The sequence below is a fragment of the Thiothrix litoralis genome (assembly GCF_017901135.1).
Taxonomy (GTDB): Bacteria; Pseudomonadota; Gammaproteobacteria; order Thiotrichales; family Thiotrichaceae; genus Thiothrix; species Thiothrix litoralis.
On the sequence record NZ_CP072801.1, the window covers coordinates 448,362 to 469,689 of the forward strand.

At 52.4% G+C, this 21,328-nt stretch carries 20 protein-coding genes and 2 tRNA genes; 10 read left to right on the forward strand and 12 right to left on the reverse strand.

Annotation, left to right across the window (positions count from 1 at the left end; genetic code table 11):
- The first annotated feature begins 18 nt into the window (after nt 1–18).
- The gene (locus tag J9253_RS02195) at nt 19–3,819 is read left to right on the forward strand and encodes a PilC/PilY family type IV pilus protein (protein ID WP_210223108.1); all 3,801 of its coding nucleotides are present in this window, start codon (nt 19–21) and stop codon (nt 3,817–3,819) included.
- Here J9253_RS02195 and prmC read toward each other — a convergent pair.
- The 3 genes from prmC to hemA are packed head-to-tail and all read right to left on the reverse strand — an operon-like array spanning nt 3,816 to nt 6,996.
- Nucleotides 3,816–4,688: a peptide chain release factor N(5)-glutamine methyltransferase gene (gene prmC / locus J9253_RS02200; protein ID WP_323128866.1), complete on the reverse strand. Its 873-nt coding sequence runs from the start codon at nt 4,686–4,688 to the stop codon at nt 3,816–3,818. The two genes, J9253_RS02195 and prmC, sit on opposite strands and share 4 nt — an antisense overlap.
- Entirely contained in the window at nt 4,645–5,724 is a 1,080-nt protein-coding gene (prfA, locus tag J9253_RS02205) for a peptide chain release factor 1 (RefSeq protein WP_210223109.1), read from the reverse strand. The genes prmC and prfA overlap by 44 nt, the downstream gene beginning before the upstream one ends.
- A gap of 6 nt (nt 5,725–5,730) precedes the next feature.
- Nucleotides 5,731–6,996: a glutamyl-tRNA reductase gene (gene hemA / locus J9253_RS02210; RefSeq protein WP_210223110.1), complete on the reverse strand. Its 1,266-nt coding sequence runs from the start codon at nt 6,994–6,996 to the stop codon at nt 5,731–5,733.
- Nucleotides 6,997–7,152: 156 nt separating this feature from the next.
- On the opposite strand from hemA, the gene J9253_RS02215 reads away from it, so the two are divergent.
- From J9253_RS02215 to ychF, 8 genes are all read left to right on the forward strand, one after another.
- Complete coding sequence (locus J9253_RS02215; RefSeq protein ID WP_210223111.1) at nt 7,153–8,868, forward strand: tetratricopeptide repeat protein; 1,716 nt, start codon at nt 7,153–7,155, stop codon at nt 8,866–8,868.
- A gap of 28 nt (nt 8,869–8,896) precedes the next feature.
- A complete protein-coding gene (gene lolB / locus J9253_RS02220) occupies nt 8,897–9,532 on the forward strand; it encodes a lipoprotein insertase outer membrane protein LolB (RefSeq protein ID WP_210223112.1) in 636 nt (211 codons plus the stop codon).
- Nucleotides 9,514–10,395, forward strand: coding sequence for a 4-(cytidine 5'-diphospho)-2-C-methyl-D-erythritol kinase (gene ispE, locus J9253_RS02225; protein WP_407701784.1), 882 nt, complete (start codon nt 9,514–9,516; stop codon nt 10,393–10,395). The genes lolB and ispE overlap by 19 nt, the downstream gene beginning before the upstream one ends.
- Nucleotides 10,396–10,402: 7 nt before the next feature.
- Nucleotides 10,403–10,477 (forward strand) — tRNA-Gln (locus J9253_RS02230).
- 28 nt (nt 10,478–10,505) lie between these two features.
- On the forward strand, nt 10,506–11,462 hold the full coding sequence (locus tag J9253_RS02235; RefSeq protein WP_210223113.1) for a ribose-phosphate pyrophosphokinase: 957 nt from the start codon (nt 10,506–10,508) through the stop codon (nt 11,460–11,462).
- Nucleotides 11,463–11,550: 88 nt separating this feature from the next.
- Complete coding sequence (locus J9253_RS02240; protein WP_210223114.1) at nt 11,551–12,171, forward strand: 50S ribosomal protein L25/general stress protein Ctc; 621 nt, start codon at nt 11,551–11,553, stop codon at nt 12,169–12,171.
- A gap of 99 nt (nt 12,172–12,270) precedes the next feature.
- Complete coding sequence (pth, locus tag J9253_RS02245; protein WP_210223115.1) at nt 12,271–12,846, forward strand: aminoacyl-tRNA hydrolase; 576 nt, start codon at nt 12,271–12,273, stop codon at nt 12,844–12,846.
- A 12-nt stretch (nt 12,847–12,858) separates the two neighbouring features.
- Nucleotides 12,859–13,953, forward strand: coding sequence for a redox-regulated ATPase YchF (gene ychF / locus J9253_RS02250; RefSeq protein ID WP_028487672.1), 1,095 nt, complete (start codon nt 12,859–12,861; stop codon nt 13,951–13,953).
- Between the two features lie 4 nt (nt 13,954–13,957).
- Here ychF and J9253_RS02255 read toward each other — a convergent pair whose 3' ends face one another.
- The 5 genes from J9253_RS02255 to J9253_RS02275 form a co-directional block, all read right to left on the reverse strand.
- On the reverse strand, nt 13,958–14,446 hold the full coding sequence (locus J9253_RS02255; RefSeq protein ID WP_210223116.1) for a SixA phosphatase family protein: 489 nt from the start codon (nt 14,444–14,446) through the stop codon (nt 13,958–13,960).
- Nucleotides 14,428–15,636, reverse strand: coding sequence for a multidrug effflux MFS transporter (locus J9253_RS02260; RefSeq protein ID WP_210223117.1), 1,209 nt, complete (start codon nt 15,634–15,636; stop codon nt 14,428–14,430). Before J9253_RS02260 ends, J9253_RS02255 begins: the two co-directional genes overlap by 19 nt.
- A gap of 1 nt (nt 15,637) precedes the next feature.
- Entirely contained in the window at nt 15,638–16,009 is a 372-nt protein-coding gene (locus J9253_RS02265; RefSeq protein WP_210223118.1) for a toll/interleukin-1 receptor domain-containing protein, read from the reverse strand.
- Nucleotides 16,010–16,012: 3 nt separating this feature from the next.
- A complete protein-coding gene (locus J9253_RS02270) occupies nt 16,013–16,456 on the reverse strand; it encodes a hypothetical protein (protein ID WP_210223119.1) in 444 nt (147 codons plus the stop codon).
- Between the two features lie 123 nt (nt 16,457–16,579).
- On the reverse strand, nt 16,580–16,813 hold the full coding sequence (locus tag J9253_RS02275) for a Uma2 family endonuclease (protein ID WP_323128874.1): 234 nt from the start codon (nt 16,811–16,813) through the stop codon (nt 16,580–16,582).
- 163 nt (nt 16,814–16,976) lie between these two features.
- On the opposite strand from J9253_RS02275, the gene J9253_RS02280 reads away from it, so the two are divergent.
- Nucleotides 16,977–17,309, forward strand: a complete 333-nt coding sequence (locus J9253_RS02280; RefSeq protein WP_210223121.1) for a hypothetical protein — start codon at nt 16,977–16,979, stop codon at nt 17,307–17,309.
- Between the two features lie 71 nt (nt 17,310–17,380).
- Here J9253_RS02280 and J9253_RS02285 read toward each other — a convergent pair whose 3' ends face one another.
- The 4 genes from J9253_RS02285 to J9253_RS02300 form a co-directional block, all read right to left on the reverse strand.
- Complete coding sequence (locus J9253_RS02285) at nt 17,381–17,608, reverse strand: hypothetical protein (protein WP_210223122.1); 228 nt, start codon at nt 17,606–17,608, stop codon at nt 17,381–17,383.
- Nucleotides 17,609–17,753: 145 nt separating this feature from the next.
- Nucleotides 17,754–17,828 (reverse strand) — tRNA-Arg (locus tag J9253_RS02290).
- A 19-nt stretch (nt 17,829–17,847) separates the two neighbouring features.
- Nucleotides 17,848–20,178 carry a mechanosensitive ion channel family protein gene (locus J9253_RS02295; protein WP_210223123.1) on the reverse strand — a complete coding sequence of 777 codons (2,331 nt, stop codon included), beginning with the start codon at nt 20,176–20,178 and terminating at the stop codon, nt 17,848–17,850.
- Nucleotides 20,179–20,198: 20 nt separating this feature from the next.
- Nucleotides 20,199–21,284 (reverse strand): polysaccharide lyase, encoded by a 1,086-nt coding sequence (locus J9253_RS02300; protein ID WP_228291478.1) that lies wholly within the window; start codon nt 21,282–21,284, stop codon nt 20,199–20,201.
- Nucleotides 21,285–21,328: the final 44 nt, after the last annotated feature.

Sequence of the window (21,328 nt, forward strand, 5' to 3'; positions counted from 1 at the left end):
ACCAGCGATGTAAAAAGCATGAAAAACAAGCATCACCTGATGGGTTGGTTACTGTTGGCGGCGGCGTTGTTGCCTGTTTCAGTCGTAATGGCCGATGAAACCGAAATCTACTTCGCCGATAAAAGTGGTGAGGTGTCACCCAATGTCCTGTTCCTGATTGATGGTTCCGGCAGTATGAGCCAGACCGTTACGGGTAGTGACTCTCGGATGGATGTGCTCAAAAGCTCTTTCAAGAATGTAATGGATAACGCGCCTGCTAACCTGAATGTGGGGTTGATGCATTACGCCAATCATGGCTTGGGGAATGATTACTGGTGGAGTTCCATCAAGGGTGTGAATTTTCCGGTGTCACCTATCGACAGCGAAATAGGCTCTTCGACAGATGGTGGGGCAGGGATGACGGCTGCTGATGAAAACCTGTACAAACTGTCGGGTGCTCAACCACCTTTGACAACACCTGTGCGCTCATTTTTGTCTTCCGTCGTCGAGAGTTGGAGTGCCGATGGCTATACGCCTATTGTTGATTCCATGTATGAAGCTGCCCGTTATTATCGTGGTGACCAAGTAGGTTGGGGAATGGGGTTGCCGACGCTGGGGTGGTCTGCTCACCCGCTAACCTATGAGAACAGCATCAGTTGCACAGCTTATCAGACAGCGAGTGGGGGAACGTCCGCCACGCCACCGGCATCGCCTAACAACCCAACCTGTGTCAAGGAATGGGGGCAGTGCAATGGTGAAATATTGCCTGCTACTTGCCAGGCACAAACCTATAACGCTTGTTGCGACGACCCGGCTGATCCCAATGATGGTTGGGTTTCAACCGGTGGGGATGGTTCAGGTTATTGCGTCAATGAGAACTACAGTTGCTCAAGTACGATTACTACGTGCGAAAATCGGGTGTGCACGGCTTATGACACCAGTGTGGATTTGTCTTACAAATCTCCCATCAAGCATTCCTGCCAAGCCAATTATCTGGTGTTGATGTCAGATGGCAAGCCAGAATACCCTTACTACCCCGGGGTGAATCCGCCAGAAGTGGATGGTACGCTGTATTACCCGCCGTCATCCGAACGGTATCCGGGCGGGACAGGTTATGCGGCTGACAAAAGCAGTGAGATCAAGGTAAACCCACGTCTCGAAGACTACATGGGGTTAGCAAACTGTGTGGATGGTTCTGACCCTACCATCAACTACAACAGTGGTACTTGTGGGCCGGAGCTGGCGCACTGGTTGGCGACAACCGATCAGGACGGCGATTCGAGCAACGGTGATCAGGTTGTCAAAACCTATACGGTCGGTTTTGCACTGAATGCAGACCCTTCCGATAAGGGTGAGGAATATTTGCAGTTATTAGCGAATAAAGGCAAGGGTGAGTATTTCCCCGCTGGCAACGAGGATGAACTGTCTGATGCGTTTAAGTCCATCCTGAATTCCATCAGCAAGGCAGCATCCTCTTTCAGTTCACCGACGTACACGGTGGATACCAACAATATGCTGGCGCACAGTGATGAGGTTTACATTCCCGTGTTTGACCGGGATAACAAACCCGTTTGGTCAGGCAATCTGAAAAAATTTGCACGTACCACCGATGGTAAACTGGTCGGTGAGCCGATCGTGCGTGACCCGCTTACCAATGCCATTACTTCAGGGACGCCGATTGTGAATGCCCAAGGTGAATTTCTGGATTCGGCTGATGATTTGTGGGGGCCTGTCAGCGGTACTGACGTTGCCAGTGGTGGGGCTGCCTCCGCGTTGCCTGCCCCCGCTGCCCGGAAGTTGTATACCGATATCAGCACTGACGTAAACTTGACGGCCACTGCCAATGCGTTGAATGCAGCTAACACACATCTCACTGATGGTTTGCTGTTGGGGCTTCCTGATGTTGCTGGTCAGGTAGTGAAGTATTGGTTGCCTGATGTGGATGGTGATGGTACGAGTTGTTTGGGTTACTACTATGACTGTGCGGGTACTAAACATAATGTTCTGGGTGATTATTCTACCAAAGCGGGCTGTGTGACGATTGCAGATGTTGCTATTACCTGTCCCACTACAGATTATTTAACAGACAGTGCCCGTAAGCAGTTGTTGGACTTTGTGCGGGGGGATGCCGATCCTGATCCAGCGGTGACGACGCCGCGCCAGCACATGGGTGACATGCTCAATAGCAAACCACTGGTCGTTGATTATGGTGACGGTGAGCAGCGGATTTTTGCAGCCACCAACGAAGGTTTCCTGCACTCCATTGATACCACCGATGGTGAAGAGCAATGGGCTTTCATGCCGAAAGACTTGTTACCCAATATCAAGACGTTTATGGAAAATTTGCCGTCAAAAGATCATGTTTACGGCATTGACGGCCCGTTGACGCTGTGGAGCTACGACAAAAACCATGACGGTGAAATCAAGAGTACCGATGGCGATAAGCGGGTGCTGTTCTTTGGGTTGCGGCGGGGAGGCAAAGCTTATTACGCACTGGATGTTACTTTGCCTGATGCGCCGAAGATTTTGTGGAAGAAGGAAAATGCGCCGGGGGCTGATGACCCGGCATGGTATGAGTTGGGTGAAACTTGGTCGAAACCCAGCTTGGCTAAAATGCGTATCGGTAGTGCGACATCTAGCGAAGTACGTGATGTGGTGGTGTTTGGCGCGGGTTACGATGCCCTCAAAGATGAGGAAAATGTCGCTACCCGTCAACCTGACCAAGTGGGTAGCGACGTCATGATCGTCGATGCACTAACGGGTGAACTCCTGTGGTCATTGCAGCGCGACCTTTTCAACAACAGCGCCTTGAGCAACCCGATCAAGGACAGTATTCCGGGCGACATTCGGGTGATGGATATGGATCGTAACGGTGCACTCGACCGCTTGTATTTTGCCGATACCGGCGGGAATGTCTGGCGGGTAGATATGGATCACGACCTGCGGGATAGTGACCCGGATATGTACAACTACGATGATGCCATTCTGACCAAAATGGCTGAACTCGGCACGGGTGGTGATTATGGCACTGACTCGCGCAAATTCTTCTACGAGCCGGATGTGGCGCTTATCCAGTACAACGGCAAAGTCTTGATGACGATTGCGATTGGTAGTGGCTACCGCACCCACCCGTTGAATACCAATACCAATAACCGTTTCTACGTGTTGATGGACCCCAATGTGTATAACGAACCGGCTACAACAGGTGACCATGCTTTTACCAAAATTACCAATGCTGATTTGATTAACGCACGGGGTACGTTGGGAAGCGCTGGCAGCTTTGAGGGAGCCAATGACAGTTTACTCACGACCAACTACAAAGGTTGGTACTACAGCTTTGACAATACGGGTGAAAAAGTCCTTGCGCCAGCCATCAGCTTCTTGAACAAAGTGGTATTCACTACGTTTGCCCCGGTGGATGAGTCGGGTAACGCAGCATCTGATGATCCGTGTATTGTGCCACCCAATAGTGCCCGTGCTTACGTGCTTGACTTGTTTAAGGGGACAGCGGTTGCTGACCTTGATCGGACATCAACCACTACCGCCAGCAATAGTACGGACGGTAAGGATGATTTCGTCGTGGCGGGTGTCAATGAAATTCTGGATGCCGCCAAGATTGTGTTCCGTATGCCAGCCGCGTCAGATGGCGGTGTCTGTACGGAAGGCGATTGCCAACAAACTGTTGAAATCCGCGTGGGTAAAATGGAAATGCCCGTGATGGATGCCGCGAATAGCGACAATGCCAATACTGGCATCAGCGTGCAGGATATTGCTGGTAAAACCGACCTGACCGACATTATGCCACGTATGTTCTGGCTGGATCACAATGTCTCGGATTAATCCGTGAGCCATTGCCCTCGGCTAACTCGGTCGTTGCCCGCCAAATCCGGTAGGCAACGCACCTGGGTAAAGCCTGCTGCTTGCAATAAAGCGGTCACGGCTTGGCCTTGGTTATAGCCATGTTCAAGCAGTAACCAGCCGCCGTTTACCAGCCATTGCGGTGCTGTTTGGATAAGGTGGCGAATATCATCCAGCCCGTCTTGCCCGGATGCCAGCGCAGTCAGGGGTTCAAAGCGTACATCGCCTTGCGCCAGATGCGGGTCATCGGCCTCAATGTAGGGTGGATTGGAAACAATCATGTCGAAACGTTGAGCGGGTAGGGCGCTAAACCAGTCGGACTGAATGAAGTGTACGTTGTGGATGCTGTTTACTTGAGCATTTTCTTGGGCGACTGCAAGAGCAGCGGCGGAAAAATCGCAGGCGGTTACTTGCACGTCGGGGCGTTCGCTGGCGATGGCGATGGCAATCGCGCCCGTGCCCGTGCCAAGGTCAAGGATATGGCTACTGCTGCTTCCTAGTTTTAACGCTGTTTCGACCAGTAGTTCGGTTTCGGGGCGTGGAATCAGCGTGTCGGGGGTGACTTTTAGGTTGAGCGTCCAGAATTCACGCTGACCGGTGATGTGCGCAATCGGTACGCCCCGCAAACGTTCCGCCAGCAATTCTCTGAAACTTGCCTCAGTGAGGCTATCGACTGCTGTTTCAGGGTACGCAAATAAATACGTGCGTGATTTTTGCAGGCAATGCGCCAGCAAGATTTCCGCATCTGCCCGCGCCGATTCTGACGCGGTTTGCAGTTGCTGCACGGCATCCGCCAGTAATGCCTGATTATTCACCCGCCAAAGCCGCCAACTGATCCGCTTGGTATTCATTGATGAGCGGCTCAATCACCTGATCTACACTTCCTGCCAAAATCTCATCCAGCTTGTACAGCGTCAGATTGATGCGGTGATCCGTAACGCGCCCTTGTGGGAAATTGTAGGTGCGGATGCGTTCGGAACGGTCGCCTGACCCCACCAGATTTTTACGGGTTTCAGCCTGTTCGCTGGCCTGTTTCTGGCGTTCGCCCTCAAAAATACGTGACTGTAATAGCCCCATCGCACGGGCGCGGTTTTTGTGCTGGGAACGTTCATCCTGACATTCCACCACAATCCCGGTCGGTAAGTGGGTAATGCGGATGGCGGATTCGGTTTTGTTGATGTGCTGCCCACCCGCACCGGAGGCGCGGTAGGTGTCGACCTTCAAGTCAGCCGGGTTGATGTCGACGGCTTCGACTTCATCCAGTTCCGGCATGACCGCGACGGTGGCGGCGGAGGTGTGGATACGCCCCTGCGATTCGGTGGCGGGGACACGTTGCACCCGGTGAGCACCTGATTCAAATTTTAGGCGTGAATACGCGCCTTGCCCGATCACGCGCGAAATGATTTCCTTGTAACCGCCGTGTTCGCCGTCACTTTGGCTGATGATTTCGATCTGCCAGCGGCGGGTTTCGGCGTAACGCGCGTACATGCGGAACAGGTCGCCTGCAAAAATGGCGGCTTCATCACCCCCGGTTCCGGCGCGGATTTCGAGGAAGACGTTGCTGTCGTCGTGCGGGTCTTTGGGCAATAGCAGCTTTTGTAAGTCGATTTCGAGTGCATCGCGCCGGGCTTTGGCGGTTTCGATTTCTTCCTGCGCCATGTCGCGCATTTCCGGGTCGGAAAGCATGTCTCGGGCGGCTTCAATATCATCAGACGTTTGTTGGTAGGCGTGAAAGTTTTGCGCGACGGGCTCCAATTGACTGTATTCAATCGAGAGTTTGCGGAATTGGCTCTGGTCGCCGATCACGTCCGGCTCGCCAAGCAGGGCGGCAATTTCAGCGTAACGTTCGCTCAGGGTTTCAAGTTTTTGCAGGATGGATGCTTTCACAGATTTTTAGCCGTTATCGTCAGGGGTGGAAAGGTTGAACAGGGTGCGGGCATGTTGCAGCAGTTCGTGGTCGCCGCTGCGGGCTGCTTGGTGCATGGCTTGGGTGGCGTCGTGCGACAGTTTGTTGGCGAGAGTGTGTGCCAGAAATTGCAGGGCTTCTTCGGGGCTTTTGCCGTTGTGTAACAGCGTGGTGGCCTTGTCGAAGACTTCCTGACGGATGCTGTCGGTGCGGGCGCGGTAATCACGGATGGTTGCCATGTGGTCTTGTGCCTGTAGCCATGCCATAAACTTGTCGACTTCTTCTACCACCATGCCTTCGGCTTGTGCGGCAGCAGCGCGGCGCGATTGCAGATTTTCTTCGATCACCGATTGCAGGTCATCGACGGTATATAAGTATACGTCGTCGAGTTCTGCCACTTCCTGCTCAATATCGCGGGGTACGGCAATGTCGACCATGAACATTGGGCGATGTTTGCGGATTTTTAGAGCGCGTTCCACGGCGCCTTTGCCAAGGATGGGCACGGGGGCGGCAGTGGAGGAAATAACGATGTCCGCCAATGGCAAATGGTCGGCAAGCTCGGGCAGGCCGATGCCTTTGCCGCCGTATTCGGCTGCCAGCTTGTGTGCTTTGTCGACGCTGCGGTTGGCGACCAGGATTTTGCCGATATGGTTGGCGGCAAGGTGTTTGCCAACCAGTTCAATGGTTTCGCCTGCGCCGATTAACAGGGCAGTTTGTTTTTCCAGTTTGCTGAAAATTTGTTTTGCCAGACTGACGGCAGCGAAGGCAACCGAGACCGGGTTTGCGCCGATGCTGGTCTGGGTGCGCACTTTTTTCGCGGTGGAAAAAGCGTGTTGCATCAGGCGATTAAGCTGGCTGCCCGTGGTGCTGTTGTGGCTGGCCGCTTGCAAGGCTGTTTTCAATTGCCCGAGAATTTGTGGCTCACCTAGCACCAGCGAATCCAGCCCGCAGGCAACGCGCAGCGCATGGCGTACCGCTGCGTCTTGCTGGTGGATTTGCAAGTACGGTTGCAGTTGCGCGACCGGAATGTTATGCCAGTCTGCCAGCCATTCCACCAGCGTTTCCACTGATTGTTGTGGTTGGCAGGCGGCATACAGCTCGGTGCGGTTGCAGGTCGAGAGGATCAGGCACTCGGAAGCGACCTGATGCGCAGCGTGCAACGCCTGCGGCAAGCTGTCAGGTGAGAAGGAAACCTTTTCCCGAATCGATACAGGGGCGGTTTTATGATTGACTCCAACGATCAGGATGGACATTCAGTAGTATACCAACAGATACATTTCAGCCTTTGCCCGTTTCGGGATAAGGTAGTTAACTTTCAGAACCGCGAATTTTCTGATACGTTATGGGCGATTACAAGGTAATTCGCTGAATATATCCTTAAAACCTTCTGCAACATAACAGAGATACACATGCACAGCACTCGTTTGCCGCGCCATTTTTTGAGCATCACCCTGGCTCTGTTGATCGGTGGGTGTGCCATGGGGAACGCTACCTTTGCTGATGAGCAGGCGGATAATGTCGCTACTTTCAGCAGTCCGCTCAGCTATCAAGTCTACAATATCCTCGCGGGTGAGATGTTTATAAAACAGGGTAACCCTGAGCAAGCAGCCTTACATTATGTTGCGGCCGCGCAGCAAACCAATGACCCAGCCGTTGCCCAACGGGCAGTGGAGCTGGCGATGAACAGTAAGGATGCCGGATTGGCAGGCCGGGCGCTGGAACGCTGGATCAAACTGTCACCGGATTCCGCTGAGGCTGTGCAGTATCAAGCACTTGCCAATGTGCGTGCCGAAAAGTACGATGCCGCCATCAAGGATTTGGTCAAAATTCGCGATACTATCGACAAGGAAGCGGGGCACGGTTTTGAGTTCATCGTCTCGTTGCTGTCGCTGGAACCTGAAACCAAAAAATCCTACCAAGCCTTCAAGCAGTATGTCAGCAATGTTGATAGCTCGGCGCGGGCGCAACTGGCTCTGGCAGCGCTAGCGCTGAATGCTGACCAGTTTGAAGAGGCTTTGAACGTTTGCAAGGTGGTGAAGCAAAAAGGCGACAAGGCGCAACAAGTGCAAGCATCGCGTTGGGCAGCTAAAGCTTTGGTAAGGTTGGATAAACTGCCCGAAGCGATTGCTGAACTGGAAGCCACCAGCAAAACCAGCCAAGACACGGAGTTAACCCTGGATTATGCCCGACTGCTGATTCTGGCCGATCGGCGGGCGGAAGCTATCCCGATTTACCAGCAGCTTTACGCCAGTCACCCTGATGATATTGATGTTTTATACACCTTGGGATTGCTGTATCTGGAGCAAAAAGACTTCAAGTCAGCCGAACCACTGATCAAAAAATTGTTGGCAGTGCCTGAGCGTTCCGAAGAAGCCAGCTATTTCATGGGGCAGATTTATGAAGGTCTGCAACAGCCGAAACCCGCTCTCGATGCTTACAAGCGTGCCAGTGTGGGGCGTTATGCGCGTGAGTCCACCGTGCGGATTGCGGCCTTGTTGAAAGATACTGATAGTCTGGCGGCAGCGCGGGCGTGGCTGGCGGAACAGATCAAGTCCAGCAGCGATGAGCGCAAGGTGCTGCTGTGGCAAGTCGATGGTCAGTTGTTGCATGATGCCGGGCAATACCCGCCAGCGATTGCCAGTTTTGGACAAGCGTTGGCGATTAAGGCGGATGACTCGGATGTGCTGTATTCGCGGGCGCTGAGTGCCGAAAAAGCCGGTGATTTTGCTGCCTCGGAAAAAGACTTGCAGGCCGTGCTGAAATTACAGCCGGACAATGCCATGGTGTTGAATGCCCTGGGCTACATGCTGGTGGTGAATACCCAGCGTTACCCGGAAGCGGTTGAACTGATTGACAAGGCACTGAAAGTCCGCCCGGATGACCCGGCGATCATGGATAGCATGGGTTGGGTGCTGTTTCGTACCGGCAAGCTGGAAGAGGCGGAAAGCTGGCTGCGCAAAGCCTATAATCTGTTACCAGACCCTGAAGTGGCGAGCCACTTGGTGGAAGTGTTGCTTGCGCGTGGTAATAAAGCCGAGGCTAAGGCCATTCTGGATACCATGCTCGGCAAGTTCCCCGATGACAAGCTGCTGCTGCCACTAAAAGCCAAACTGGTCGACGCCTAACCCTTATTTATTTTTCAGGACGAATCCCATGAAACAACGGATGCTGATTGTTGCCTGCTGCTTACTGACGCTGGGCGGTTGCGCCAGTCAAAATAAAGCCCCGACACCTGCGAGCACGGCAGCCAAACCCATCAGTGCCGAAGCGGCTTGGCAACAACGCCAGGCAGATTTTGCCCGGATGAGTTCCTGGCGCTTGCAGGGCAAGGTGGGGATGCAGTTCCGTGACCAAAGTGCTTCCTTCAACCTTTCCTGGCTTCAGAACGGTAAGGATCAGTACGAGATGAATATCAAGAATCCGCTGACGGGTTCGATCATGGCTTACCTCAAGGGCAATCGTTCTGACGTGACTTTGCAAGCCAATGGCAAGACTTACAAGGATGCGAATGCCGAGCGCTTGTTGCAAGGGCAGCTTGGGGTGTCGTTGCCGCTGGAAGGCATGAAGTATTGGGTGCGGGGTGTGCCATCCCCCGATTCCCCGGTAGAGCAGGTGAAGCTGGATGCACTGGGCAGGCCGGAAGTGTTGCAGCAAGCAGGCTGGCTCATCGAATACACCGGCTGGCAAGGCAATGACTGGAAAGCCTTGCCGGATAAAATCAACCTGAGCCGTGCGCCTGACAATACTAAGGTCAAGGTGATCGCGAAGGATTGGCAGACCCGTTATTGATGCCGATGCCAACACTGACACTCCCCGCGCCTGCCAAACTCAACCTGTTTTTGCACATTACAGGCAGGCGGGCGGATGGCTATCATTTGCTGCAAACCTTGTTTGTGTTTCTCGATTTCGCCGATGAAATCACCTTGACGGTGCGTGGCGATGGTGCTATCCACCGGACGGTGGGGGCGGTGGATGTACCGGAAGTTGCCGATCTGACAGTGCGGGCTGCCCGGCTATTGCAAGAGGTCACGGCTTGTCCGCTGGGGGCTGATATTCAGGTATTTAAGCGTATCCCCATGGGTGGCGGCCTTGGCGGTGGCAGTTCGGATGCGGCGACGGTGTTGCAAGGCTTGAATCGCTTGTGGCAGTGTGGTTTGAGCGATGATGAGTTGGCTGTCTTAGGCTTGCGCTTGGGGGCAGATGTGCCTGTTTTTGTGCACGGGCAAGCGGCATGGGCAGAAGGTGTGGGCGAGCAGTTAACCCCGGTGGATTTGCCCGCTTGTTGGTATGTGGTGATCCACCCGCAAGTACATGTGCCCACATCTGAACTTTTTTCTGCATCAGACTTGACACGTGACTGCCCTGCGATTACATTAGCGGCCTTCCACAACGGGGTAGGCGCCAACGTCTTCCAGCCTGTCGTGGAGAAGCGTTATCCTGAAGTAGCTGAAGCGATAAGCTGGCTATCCCAGTATTCAAACGCAAGATTGACAGGTTCAGGCAGTTGCCTGTTCGCTCCGGTCAGTAGTCGGCAAGAAGGTGAAATAATCCTGCAAAGCCTGCCTGACAAGTGGTGCGGATTTGTCGCAGCAGGTGTTAGTATTTCACCTTTGCAACAAAAGCTGGTAATCTCGCCAACGCTTTACAATTAGTTTCAAAAGGGCCGTCGCCAAGTGGTAAGGCACTGGATTTTGATTCCAGCATTCCCAGGTTCGAACCCTGGCGGCCCTGCCATTTTCCCCCCACTCAATGCGGATAGCTCATGTCTGACGATAGAATGATGGTGTTTACAGGTAATGCTAACCCTGAACTCACCGAAAAAATCGTCGATCACCTCGGAATTCCCCCCGGCAAAATCAAAGCTGAACGCTTCAGCGATGGCGAAGTCCATGTCGAGATTATGGAAAACGTGCGTGGTCGTGATGTCTTCATCGTGCAATCTACCTGTGCGCCTACCAACGATAACCTGATGGAATTGCTGATCATCGCTGATGCGTTGTATCGTGCTTCTGCTGGGCGTATTACTGCGGTGATACCGTATTACGGTTATGCGCGGCAAGATCGACGGGTACGGTCACGGCGTGTACCGATTTCTGCCAAACTGGTAGCGGATATGATTGCTACCGGACACGTTGACCGCTTACTCACCATTGATTTGCACTCGGATCAGGTGCAAGGCTTCTTCGACCTGCCTGTCGACAATGTGTATGCGTCTGGTGTGCTAATCAAGGATGTTCTGGCTTGTGAGCTGGATAATATCATGGTGGTGTCACCGGATGTGGGCGGCGTAGTCCGAGCGCGGGCTTTGGCGAAAGGTTTGGGCGAAGTAGAGTTGGCGATTATCGACAAACGCCGCCCTGAACCCAACAAGTCCGAGATCATGAATATCATCGGTAATGTCGAAGGGCGCAACTGCATCATCATCGACGATTTGATCGACACCGGTGGTACCTTGTGCAATGCGGCGGTGGCACTCAAGCAGCACGGTGCATTAAGCGTGCGGGCGTATGCTACCCACGCGGTATTTTCTGGCAAGGCTGTCAGCAATATCAAGAATTCCCAGCTTGATGAGGTCGTTGTTACCGACACCATTCCGTTAAGCGACGCTGCCAAAAACTGTGATAAGATTCGCCAGCTTTCGGTAGCCGGTGTGCTGGCGAAGACCATTTTGCGTATCAATCAGGACGAGTCAGTCAGCTCGCTGTTTGAAGGCTTATAGATATTAGTTCCCGTGCTTTGAATGAAGTGACGGGTTTTTTCGGTTGCTGTCCGGTCGCGTTCAGTAACCCTTTGTTTGGAGTTAACACATGTCTAAGAAATACGTTTTGCAAGCGCAAACACGTGAATTGCAGGGTAAGGGTGCGAGCCGCCGCCTGCGTCATACCGGTATGGTTCCTGCTGTCATTTACGGCGCAGGCAAAGAAGCACGCTCCATCATGCTGCGTCATAATGAAATGATCCGCAACTTGCAGGAAGAAGCCTTCTATTCCCAAATCATCACGGTTGATTTCGGTGATCACAAAGAGAAAGTGATCCTGCGTGACCTGCAACGTCACCCAGCCAAGCCTATCATCATGCACGCCGACCTGCTGCGCATTAGCGATGACCAGGAAATCCGCGTTCACGTTGTGCTGCATTTCCTCAATGAAGACTCTGCGAAAGGCGTAAAAGAACAGGGTGGTGTCGTTAACCATTCCATGTCTGAAGTTGAAGTGTCTTGCTTGCCGAAAGATCTGCCTGAATTCATTGAAGTTGACATGAGCAACGTTGAAAAAGGTCAGGTTCTGCATTTGTCTGACCTGAAATTGCCAGAAGGCGTGAGCCTGCCGCAATTGGCATTGGGCGAAGACCACGATAATGCCATCGCGACTATATCGGCAAAAATAGCGATAAAAGAAGATACGAAAGATAACGAAGCGGAAGATTAAGATTCTTAAAAATCCATAAGCCGTTGCTAATTAGGTGGCCGTAAAAATGTTGAAATCGAAAACTCAATTACCGATGGTTATTTACTAAGGTTTATGCCGATGGGAACTCCTATTCGCCTCATCGTAGGCTTGGGCAACCCCGGTAGCCAGTACGACAAAACCCGGCACAATGCCGGGTTTTGGTTTGTTGATGAGCTGGCAAGGCGTTACTCCGGCAAGTTTGCTGTCGAGAAGCGTTTTTCCGGTGAAGCCTGTAAACTGCAAGTCGGCAGTGCTACGGTATGGCTACTCAAGCCCATGACCTTCATGAACCGCAGCGGGTTGGCAGTGAAACAATTGGCACAGTTTTACCAGATTCCGGTGGAACAAATTTTAGTCGCGCACGATGAGCTGGATATTGATGCAGGTGATGTACGCTTGAAACAAGCGGGTGGTCACGGCGGGCATAACGGTTTGCGCGATTGTCATGCCCATTTGGGCGCAGATTATTGGCGGTTGCGTTTGGGTGTTGGGCATCCGGGCGACCGTAGCAAAGTGGTCGATTATGTGCTGTCACGGCCTTCGTTAGATGATGAAATCGTCATCTCACGGGCGATAGACAAAGCAGCCGACCAGATTGAGTTAATTTTACAAGGTGACATGCAGAAAGCGATGAACGCGCTGCACACCAAATAAAGGTAAGAGATCATGGGATTCAAGTGCGGAATTGTTGGTTTGCCAAACGTGGGTAAATCCACCTTGTTTAATGCCCTGACCAAGGCAGGCATTCAGGCAGCGAATTACCCTTTCTGTACGATTGAGCCGAACGTGGGCATCGTGCCCATGCCAGACCCGCGTTTGGATGCGCTGGCAGCCATCGTTAAGCCGATCAAGATCTTACCGACGACGATGGAATTCGTCGACATTGCAGGCTTGGTTGCGGGGGCATCACAAGGCGAAGGTTTGGGTAACAAGTTCCTCGCGCACATCCGCGAAACCGACGCGATTGCACAAGTAGTACGCTGCTTCGACAACGATGACATCATTCACGTTGCTGGCAAAATTGACCCGGCCTCCGACATCGACACCATCAATACTGAATTGGCGCTGGCGGATTTGGATACGGCTGAAAAGGCCGTCAATCGCCTGACCCGTTCTGCCAAATCCGGCAGTAAAGATTTGGTGGCACAAAAAGTTTTGGCAGAACGTTTGTTTGCGCACCTTTCCGAAGGCCATTCCGCGCGTTCGATGGAAATGACCCCCGAAGAACGTGAGCTGGCGGTGCGTGAATTCCACTTGATTACCATCAAGCCGCTGATGTTCATTGCCAATGTCGATGAAGAAGGTTTTGAAAACAACCCGTATCTGGATCAGGTACGCGAAATCGCCGTGCGTGAAAATGCCGTCGTCGTGGCGGTGTGCGCAGAAATGGAATCCGAACTGTCGCAATTGGAAGATGCCGAGCGTGACGAATTCCTCGCGGGCATGGGCTTGGACGAACCGGGTTTGAACCGCGTCATCCGTGCAGGCTACGATTTGCTTGGCTTGCAGACCTATTTCACCGCAGGCGTGAAAGAAGTACGTGCTTGGACGATTCCGAAAAAAGCCACTGCACCACAGGCGGCTGGCGTGATCCATACTGACTTTGAGCGTGGCTTCATCCGCGCACAAACCATTGCTTACGAAGACTTTATTGCTTACAAAGGTGAGCAGGGCGCGAAAGAAGCCGGGAAGATGCGGGCGGAAGGCAAGGAGTACATCGTTAAGGATGGCGATGTGCTGAACTTCCTGTTTAACGTATGAGACCTCACTTCATCAGGGTGTTGGGGATGCTCCACTGCAATTCTCCAATACCTGTCTGAAAATCCACTTCCAGCCGAATCAGTGACGCCTTTTTCACTTTGATGATGGCTTCCCGCCGCCCGAGCAGTTGTGAGATGAGGCTGGAAAAGTCCGGCTCATGACCGACCAACCAAAGGTCATTCAGGCCGCTATTCGCGAGTTTTTCCAGTTCAGCCTGCATGGTATCCGGGTCAGTATTGGCCAGCCAAGAAACCATTTTGGGGTTTGGGCAAGCAGACAGGTTTTTCTGCAAGGCTTGCGCCGTTTCTCGTGCCCTTACTAGCGGACTGCACAGCAGGTAGGCGGGGATCAGTTGGCGCTGCTTGCAAAAGTCGGCTACCCGTTGCATCTGCTTTTTGCCTTTATCCACCAGCCTGCGGGATTCGTCGGGCAGCCCTAAGGCGCGATCCTGAGCGGTGGCATGGCGCAAAAAGGTCAGTGTTGTGGTTTCCACGTCGTTTTCTCCCCTAAAAACAGAGCGGCTGTTGCCAGCAACCCGAGTAGAAAAAAGCCGCCAGTCAAGGGCAGCACGGTGCCATTATAGCTTTGCCCGATGAACGTCCCTAAAGGAATCGCGACGAGGGTGGACAGCGAACCAATCACTGATGCAGCAATGCCTGCGACATGCCCCAGCGGTTCCATCGCCAGCGCATTCAGGTTGCCAAACGTCATCCCCAGCGCGAGGAAGGTGAGCATGAAATATGCCATCAGGCTTTCCAGCGGTGGATGCCCTTGCGTCGCATAAGCGACCAGCAGAAACAGGCCGGATAGCACGGTAAACAGTATGACCGCCCGCATCACCAGCCAATGCATTCCAAACCGCATGACCAGCCGTGCATTGAGGAGTGAGGCTCCGCCAATCGACAGCGCCAGCAGGGCAAAGTACAGCGGGAAACGTTCCCCCAGACCGTACTGGATTTGCAGGATTTGCTGCGCCGAACTCAAATAGCCGAGAAATGCACCAAACACCATGCCCGCCGTGGCGGTATAGGTCATGCTAGTACGGTTGGTGACAACCTCCTTCAGCCCCCGCCAGAACTCAGGAAACGTGAACGCCCTACGTTTGTCGGGCGGCAAGGTTTCCGGCATCCGCAACCAGAACCAGACAGCGACAATGACTGCCAGCAGCAGGAACACCGTGAAAATGCTGCGCCAACCCGCGAACAACAGGATACCTTGCCCCAACGATGGCGCAATCATCGGCACGAGAATGAATATGCTCATGGTAAACGACATCACCCGCGCCATTGCCGCTCCCGCATAACAATCACGCACTAACGCCATCGTCAGGACACGCGGTGCGGAAGCCCCCAGCCCTTGCAGAAAACGCCCGAACAGCATGTGGGAAAAGTCTTGCGCCAGCATCGACAGCAGGCTACCGAGCATGAACATGCCCAAACCGACGTACATCAGCGGCTTGCGTCCGGTTGCATCCGACAGCGGGCCGAAAAATATTTGCCCGCTTGCTAGCCCCAAAAACAGGGTAGAAATGATCAGTTGCGCTTCGTTTTCATGCGTCACGCCCAGTTCCTGCCCGATGGTGGCAAGTGCGGGCAGCATGGTGTCGGTGGCAAGTGCGGTGAGGGAACTGAGTAGCGCAATCAGCGTGATGAATTCGCTGAAGCGTGGAAGTTTGGATGGCATTTTAATGGGTAACCACGTCGGTATCGGTGGTTTCGGCTTGTTCGAGCAACAGCAGGTTGGCTTGCAGCTCTGCGAGCTCCTGAAGGATCAAATGTTTTTTTAAAAAATCAATAGGAAGATCAACAATATTCACACCAAGCTTCTTGGCTTGTTTCAACTCATATCTTACCCATCTTGAATTCATAGCAGCCGTCGATCTAATAAGAATCATATAGTTAGATTTTTTTACAGCCAAAAATAATTGTTTTTTTATTGGCTTATTCAGGTCAAGAGACAAATAGTCTATCCATATGTTATTTCCCGACCGATGAAGAAACTCAGCAAATCGGTGGGCAAATTTTTTATCAACCCATGAATAACTAATAAATATCATTAATTAACCCTTGGAAAGAATGTTTGCACCGTCCTTATCGGTTAAAACAATAACATTTGGAACGAACGTAAGAGCCTCAGCATTAATCCAACTACCATCTATACTCATGCGTTCTGTTGTCACCTGAACAACGCAACCACCAGGAACCTCTAAGGCTTTAGTGCTTTTTTGCCATGTTTTTCCTTGAACTTTAAAAAGAAGTTTTAATTTGTCTGGCTGGCCAAAAGTCTCAATTTCTTCTTTTATATCAGATGTTTTTGTGATCATCTTTTCTTTTATTTCAATGCCTGCAAAGCTGATTCCACCTTTATGTATTCTATCGGTAAGACTATCAAGCAAGGAGCGAATTTGCCTTCCATATAAGAAAATTGCGATTAAAACTAACAGAGCCCAAGTGATTGTCTGAAATAATGGCACATACTCAATCATTTGCTTTAAGAGTTCCATAATACCTGTCAGAGTGAGTGAAAACTGCCCAAGCTTACAAGATCTTATAAACAAAATGAAGTATTTGTAGAACTCCTACCCCGCATTGCTGGAAAATTGGTAATTGTGGACAGAGTTTTTACTCTACGCTTCTTGCATAAACGCCCAATTAATATTCAACTCCGGGAACAAGCCCACGGCGAGCGGCTCTTCCATCCCGAACATGCGTGGCAAGCCATATTGCCCGTCGTCCTTGAGCGTATACACCATCACCCAGCGGTCAGTCGGGTGGATAATCCAGTATTCTTGCACGCCATGCAGCTCATAGAGCCATGTCATGTCCGAAGTATTGTTTTCAAGGTCACGGAGAAATTGAATGGGAACTCGTCAAAATGGCTGATTCCTTCGTTGAGATGGTTATCGCCAGTTATCATTAAAACTTGTACTTTTGTCGTAATCATCACAAGCCGTGGCTTATTCAATACTAGTCTTTCTGTAAAGTTAATAATCCTTTTCTGAAACCCGCTATTGAGTAACTGATATGACGACTATTCAACAACGCCCCATCTGTATTGAGACAACAGACATCCAGCAATTGGCACAACAAGGTCGTACCCGCGCCCTGAGTGCCCGCCAAACCTGCGAGGCCAGCAATCCAAAACAGACCAGTAATATGGGAAGTATGCTGAACGATTGTTCCAGTGCAATCATCGCAGGCGGTAAAACTGCTACTCCGACCAAGCCGCCTGTCGTTGCTGGTGGAAAGCCTGCACAACCCCCTGTTATTGCGGGTAGTTTGCCTGCGCCGATCAAACCTCCTGTTATTGCGGGTGGTTTGCCTGCTCCAACCAATCCTCCTGTTGCTACTTGCTGAGAATAATGGTGATGCCCATGAATCTTGAGACACTTTGCCCCAGTGCCAACCATAAAGAACAGGGCGCACAATTATTTGCAGTGGTTGGTGGTACGGCGGAAAAACCGGAAACGGCCTATCTGGATCATGTCCAGCCCATTACCGATGAGGTGTTGCAGCTTGCCGGAGACCTCGACCCTACAGAAGTTTTCCGGTTTGCTGCACCTTGTGCGAAAACAGGCTGCCAGCATTTCGATGGGGAGCAATCCTCCTGCCAACTGGCGGCTAATGTGGTGAGTCTGGTGCCGGTGGTGGTACACAAGTTAGCACCGTGTCCTATCCGCAGTACGTGCCGGTGGTGGCAACAGGAAGGTGTGGCGGGTTGTCAGCGTTGCCCGCAGGTGGTGACGTTGAATTATGCACCCAGCGATGCTATGCGCACAGCGGCTACTGCAACTGGAAAAGTGGCGGCCCCAATAGGAATCGAACCTATAGCTGCCCCTTAGGAGGGGGCCGTTTTATCCATTAAACTATGGAGCCACTGCAAGGAGTACGTAGTCTAGCTTAAATCAGGGGATTTGGCAGGTACTTCTGAGCCTTTTGCCAAATGCAAGGTACGTTGTGGAAATGGTATATCTATACCTTGTTGGCGAAAGGCTTTGTCTATTGCTAGGTTGATGTCGCTGGTGACGCTGAGCTTCGATTCTATATCGCGGATGAAGCAGCGCAACTCGAAATCCAGCGAATCAGCCCCAAATCCTCGGAAGAATACACTTATTTTCATGTCGGTACGCTCTTTCAGCACGGCGGGGTGTGTCGTGGCCGCTTCGCGTAAAATCACCATGACCTGTGCGGTGTCTGAGCCATAGGCTACGCCGATGGGGAGGATGAGCCTGCCGAAATTATCGTTGAGCATCATATTGGTGACTTGCCCGGAAATGATTTCCGAGTTCGGCACAATAATGTCAGAACGGTCAAAGGTCTGTATGGTGGTGGAACGGATGCTGATCTCGCGCACATAGCCTTCCGCAGTACCGACCTTGATCCAGTCACCCCGGCGAATCGGGCGTTCAAACAGCAGGATCAGGCCGGAAACGAAGTTATTGACGATGTTTTGTAAGCCGAAACCGATACCCACCGACAATGCCCCGGCGATAATCGCGAGCTTCTCAAATTGTATACCCGCTACCGACAAACCGACCAAAATAGACAGCAAGATGCCAATGTAACCGCTAATGGTGGTGCTGGCTTCCCGCGCCCCTCTGCTCAGGGTAGTGCGGCGTAACCAGCTTTCCGAGAAGTGTTTCTTGAAAACCTGTGTCAGGCTGACCAGAAGAGCCAGTGCCAGCAGGCCGCCAATAATACGTAAAGGTTCCAGCGTAAAACCGGCGATGTGGATGCCGTTACTTAACTGGTTGAGCAAGGTTATCTGACTCTGCTCTGACATTCCCCACAGGCGTAGTAGCAAGATAACGAGCAAGCCATAGATAACCAGGGTATTGGTCAGGCGCAGCCAGATCAGGCCGGGGACAAACTGCCCCGCTTTTAGCCCTAGCTGATGGCGCAGTCGTTGTTGCCATTCCACCTTGCCTTCATCCAGCCCGTCAAAGATTTCTGCGGGAATGTTGATGAGGAGCAAGGTTGTCAGCAATAGGAATAATGTGCCGAATACGCCGGTAAACAGGTAGCTGGAAAAGTTCCGATACCCCAGCCACAGGCTGCCGATAGCCAGCGTGATAACAAGGGCGGTGAGCAAGTGTAAACGGATACGTTTTATCGAGAGGAAGTGCGTTGACATTAACCAGATCAGACGGATGAGGGCAATACCTACCAACGTGCCACAGGCGATGCGCAGCAAGGCAATCAAATGGCTGGGTTCGGGATTTTCCAGCGAGGTGCTATCAAACAGTTGTGAATGGATGACAACTCCGGTCATGGTGGAAAATAGCAACAAGCGTGCCCAGATATACAACCTGTTGCTCGCTTTCTTGTCGGCGGGCATGATGCCATCCACTTGGGCGGTGGTACGCAACAGGGAATGCAGGATGCCGTAACTCAGGCTGAAAACCAGTAAGGTTTGTATGAATTGCGGGATAATGGGGGTTCCTGCCGGGTGAAAATATAACGACAGCCCTGATAGCCCGGCAAACAACACGTAGGGCATGACCCGTAGCAAGCTGCGCCATACGGCTGCCAGCGTTGGGCTGGTTTCATGAATGGCTGGCGTTTGTGCCCGGTATTGGCGACGTTTGTGGGTGCTCCAGAACAGCCCGACGATCAGCCCAGCCAGCCCGTAGCTGAGCGCTATTATCAAGTTGTACCAGTTGATAAGGGGTTGAAGCAGTTTGTTGATCAGCCCCTCAAGTTCCCGTTTCCAGGTGTCCGGTTCCAGCAGGATGATGTACAGATGGGTGAACAGCGAGTCAGAAGGGGCGAACAATTGCTGTTTCAGCAAATCCTGTCGGGATTTACGGGCAGATTCCAGTAGGGTGTTAGCGCGTAAGCTGATCAGGCGGCACTGTGACAGGGTTTTATCAGCCTGTTGTTTCTGGGCTTCCAGCTCAGTACGTTTGCGCTTGACCTCGGTATCGTCAGTGGCGGTGGATGTGCCGAGGCTTTCGCTTGCCTGTTGGGTTTGCGTTTGTTCCTGCTCGTACTGGCTGATGCAGGCTTGGGCTTTTTGTCCCAATTCTGTTGCGGTCGTGGTCAGGCTTTCCAACCGGGTGATGTCAGTGTCGTATTGCTGAAACTCTTTTTCAGCGCTATCCAGTTGTTTGCTGAGAGCATCCAGTGCTTCAGCGGTGAAGGTATTTTCTGCCGCTTGTAACGGCAGGAGGAAACACATGACCAGTAGAAATGTGCGCCCCAGATAGAGAAGTTTGCCCTGCATAATAGCCTTTTGCGTGATTATCACTGTGTCGATAGTGTGAAGTCATCCAGATATAAAACCATATCACGTTTAGGTGCCCATTCCGCTCCTGTACCGCCAAAAAATACCGCAAACAGGAAACGTTCAATCTGGAGGTTGTTGCTGTTGCGGAAGCGCAGGTCGCGTTTGTCCAGCACTTGCTTGCCGTTGAGCCAAGTGGTGATGACGCCGTTGCGCTTACCGGGGGTGTTGAGGCGCACGAAAGTTTTGATTTGATGCCACTTGCCTTTTTCCAGCGGGGGAGTATCCCACGGGAAGAAGTCGCCAAAGTTTTTCGGCTGGTCGGGGTGGTAGACGTATTGCCCCGGTTTGCCGTCCTTTTCCCACATGACGCGCACGCTCCAGCCGTCGTTGCCGTTGGGTTTGACGCCACCGACGCGCGGTGCAACGCTGCCGATGCCGGGGAGTTTACCGCCGCGCACGAAATCGAAATTTTCCGGGAATTTCACCCAGTACGAATAATACAGGCTGTCGCGTTGTGCGCCGATGTGCGGTTTCCAGTTGGCGCAGTCTTTTTCACTGACGCAGCCGGATGCGCCTTTGGGCAGTTTGAGGCGTAAGGCTTGCCCGTGGGCATTGCGGGCTTCCTTGCCGCCGACGATGCTGACGTTGTTGAGACCCATGCTCCAGCCGGGGCAATTCCAGTCGCGGAAATAATCTTTTTCGGTGTAATGACCGAGGGTGTTCTGGTCGAAGGTTATGTACAGCGGTTTGCCGGAGGTTAGCGGGGTGTCGCCGCTGCAATAGGCGTTGAGGTGGAAGGCTTGGTAGTAGAGGTTTTCACCGGCTTTGGCGGGGGCGCGGGTGGGGATTTTCAGGCTGTCCAGGTAGGCCCAGGCCGGATGGTTGGCGGGCGGGCTTTGGTTGCCGTTGTAGAGTACCAGCACTTTGTCCCACTGATTGTCGTGGGGGTTCCATTGCAACTTGGCGGCTAGCTCGAAGGGTTGCGCGGCGTTGCTCATGGGGAGGGTGCGCACGTCTTGCGGCGCTGCTAGCGTGATACTCGGCAGCAATAACACGGTGAGCAGGGTAGCGCAGAGTCGCGCAAGGTATTTTGGTATGTTCATGGGGGCGTATAATAAACCAATGGTAAACTTCTTGCCTTAGCAAA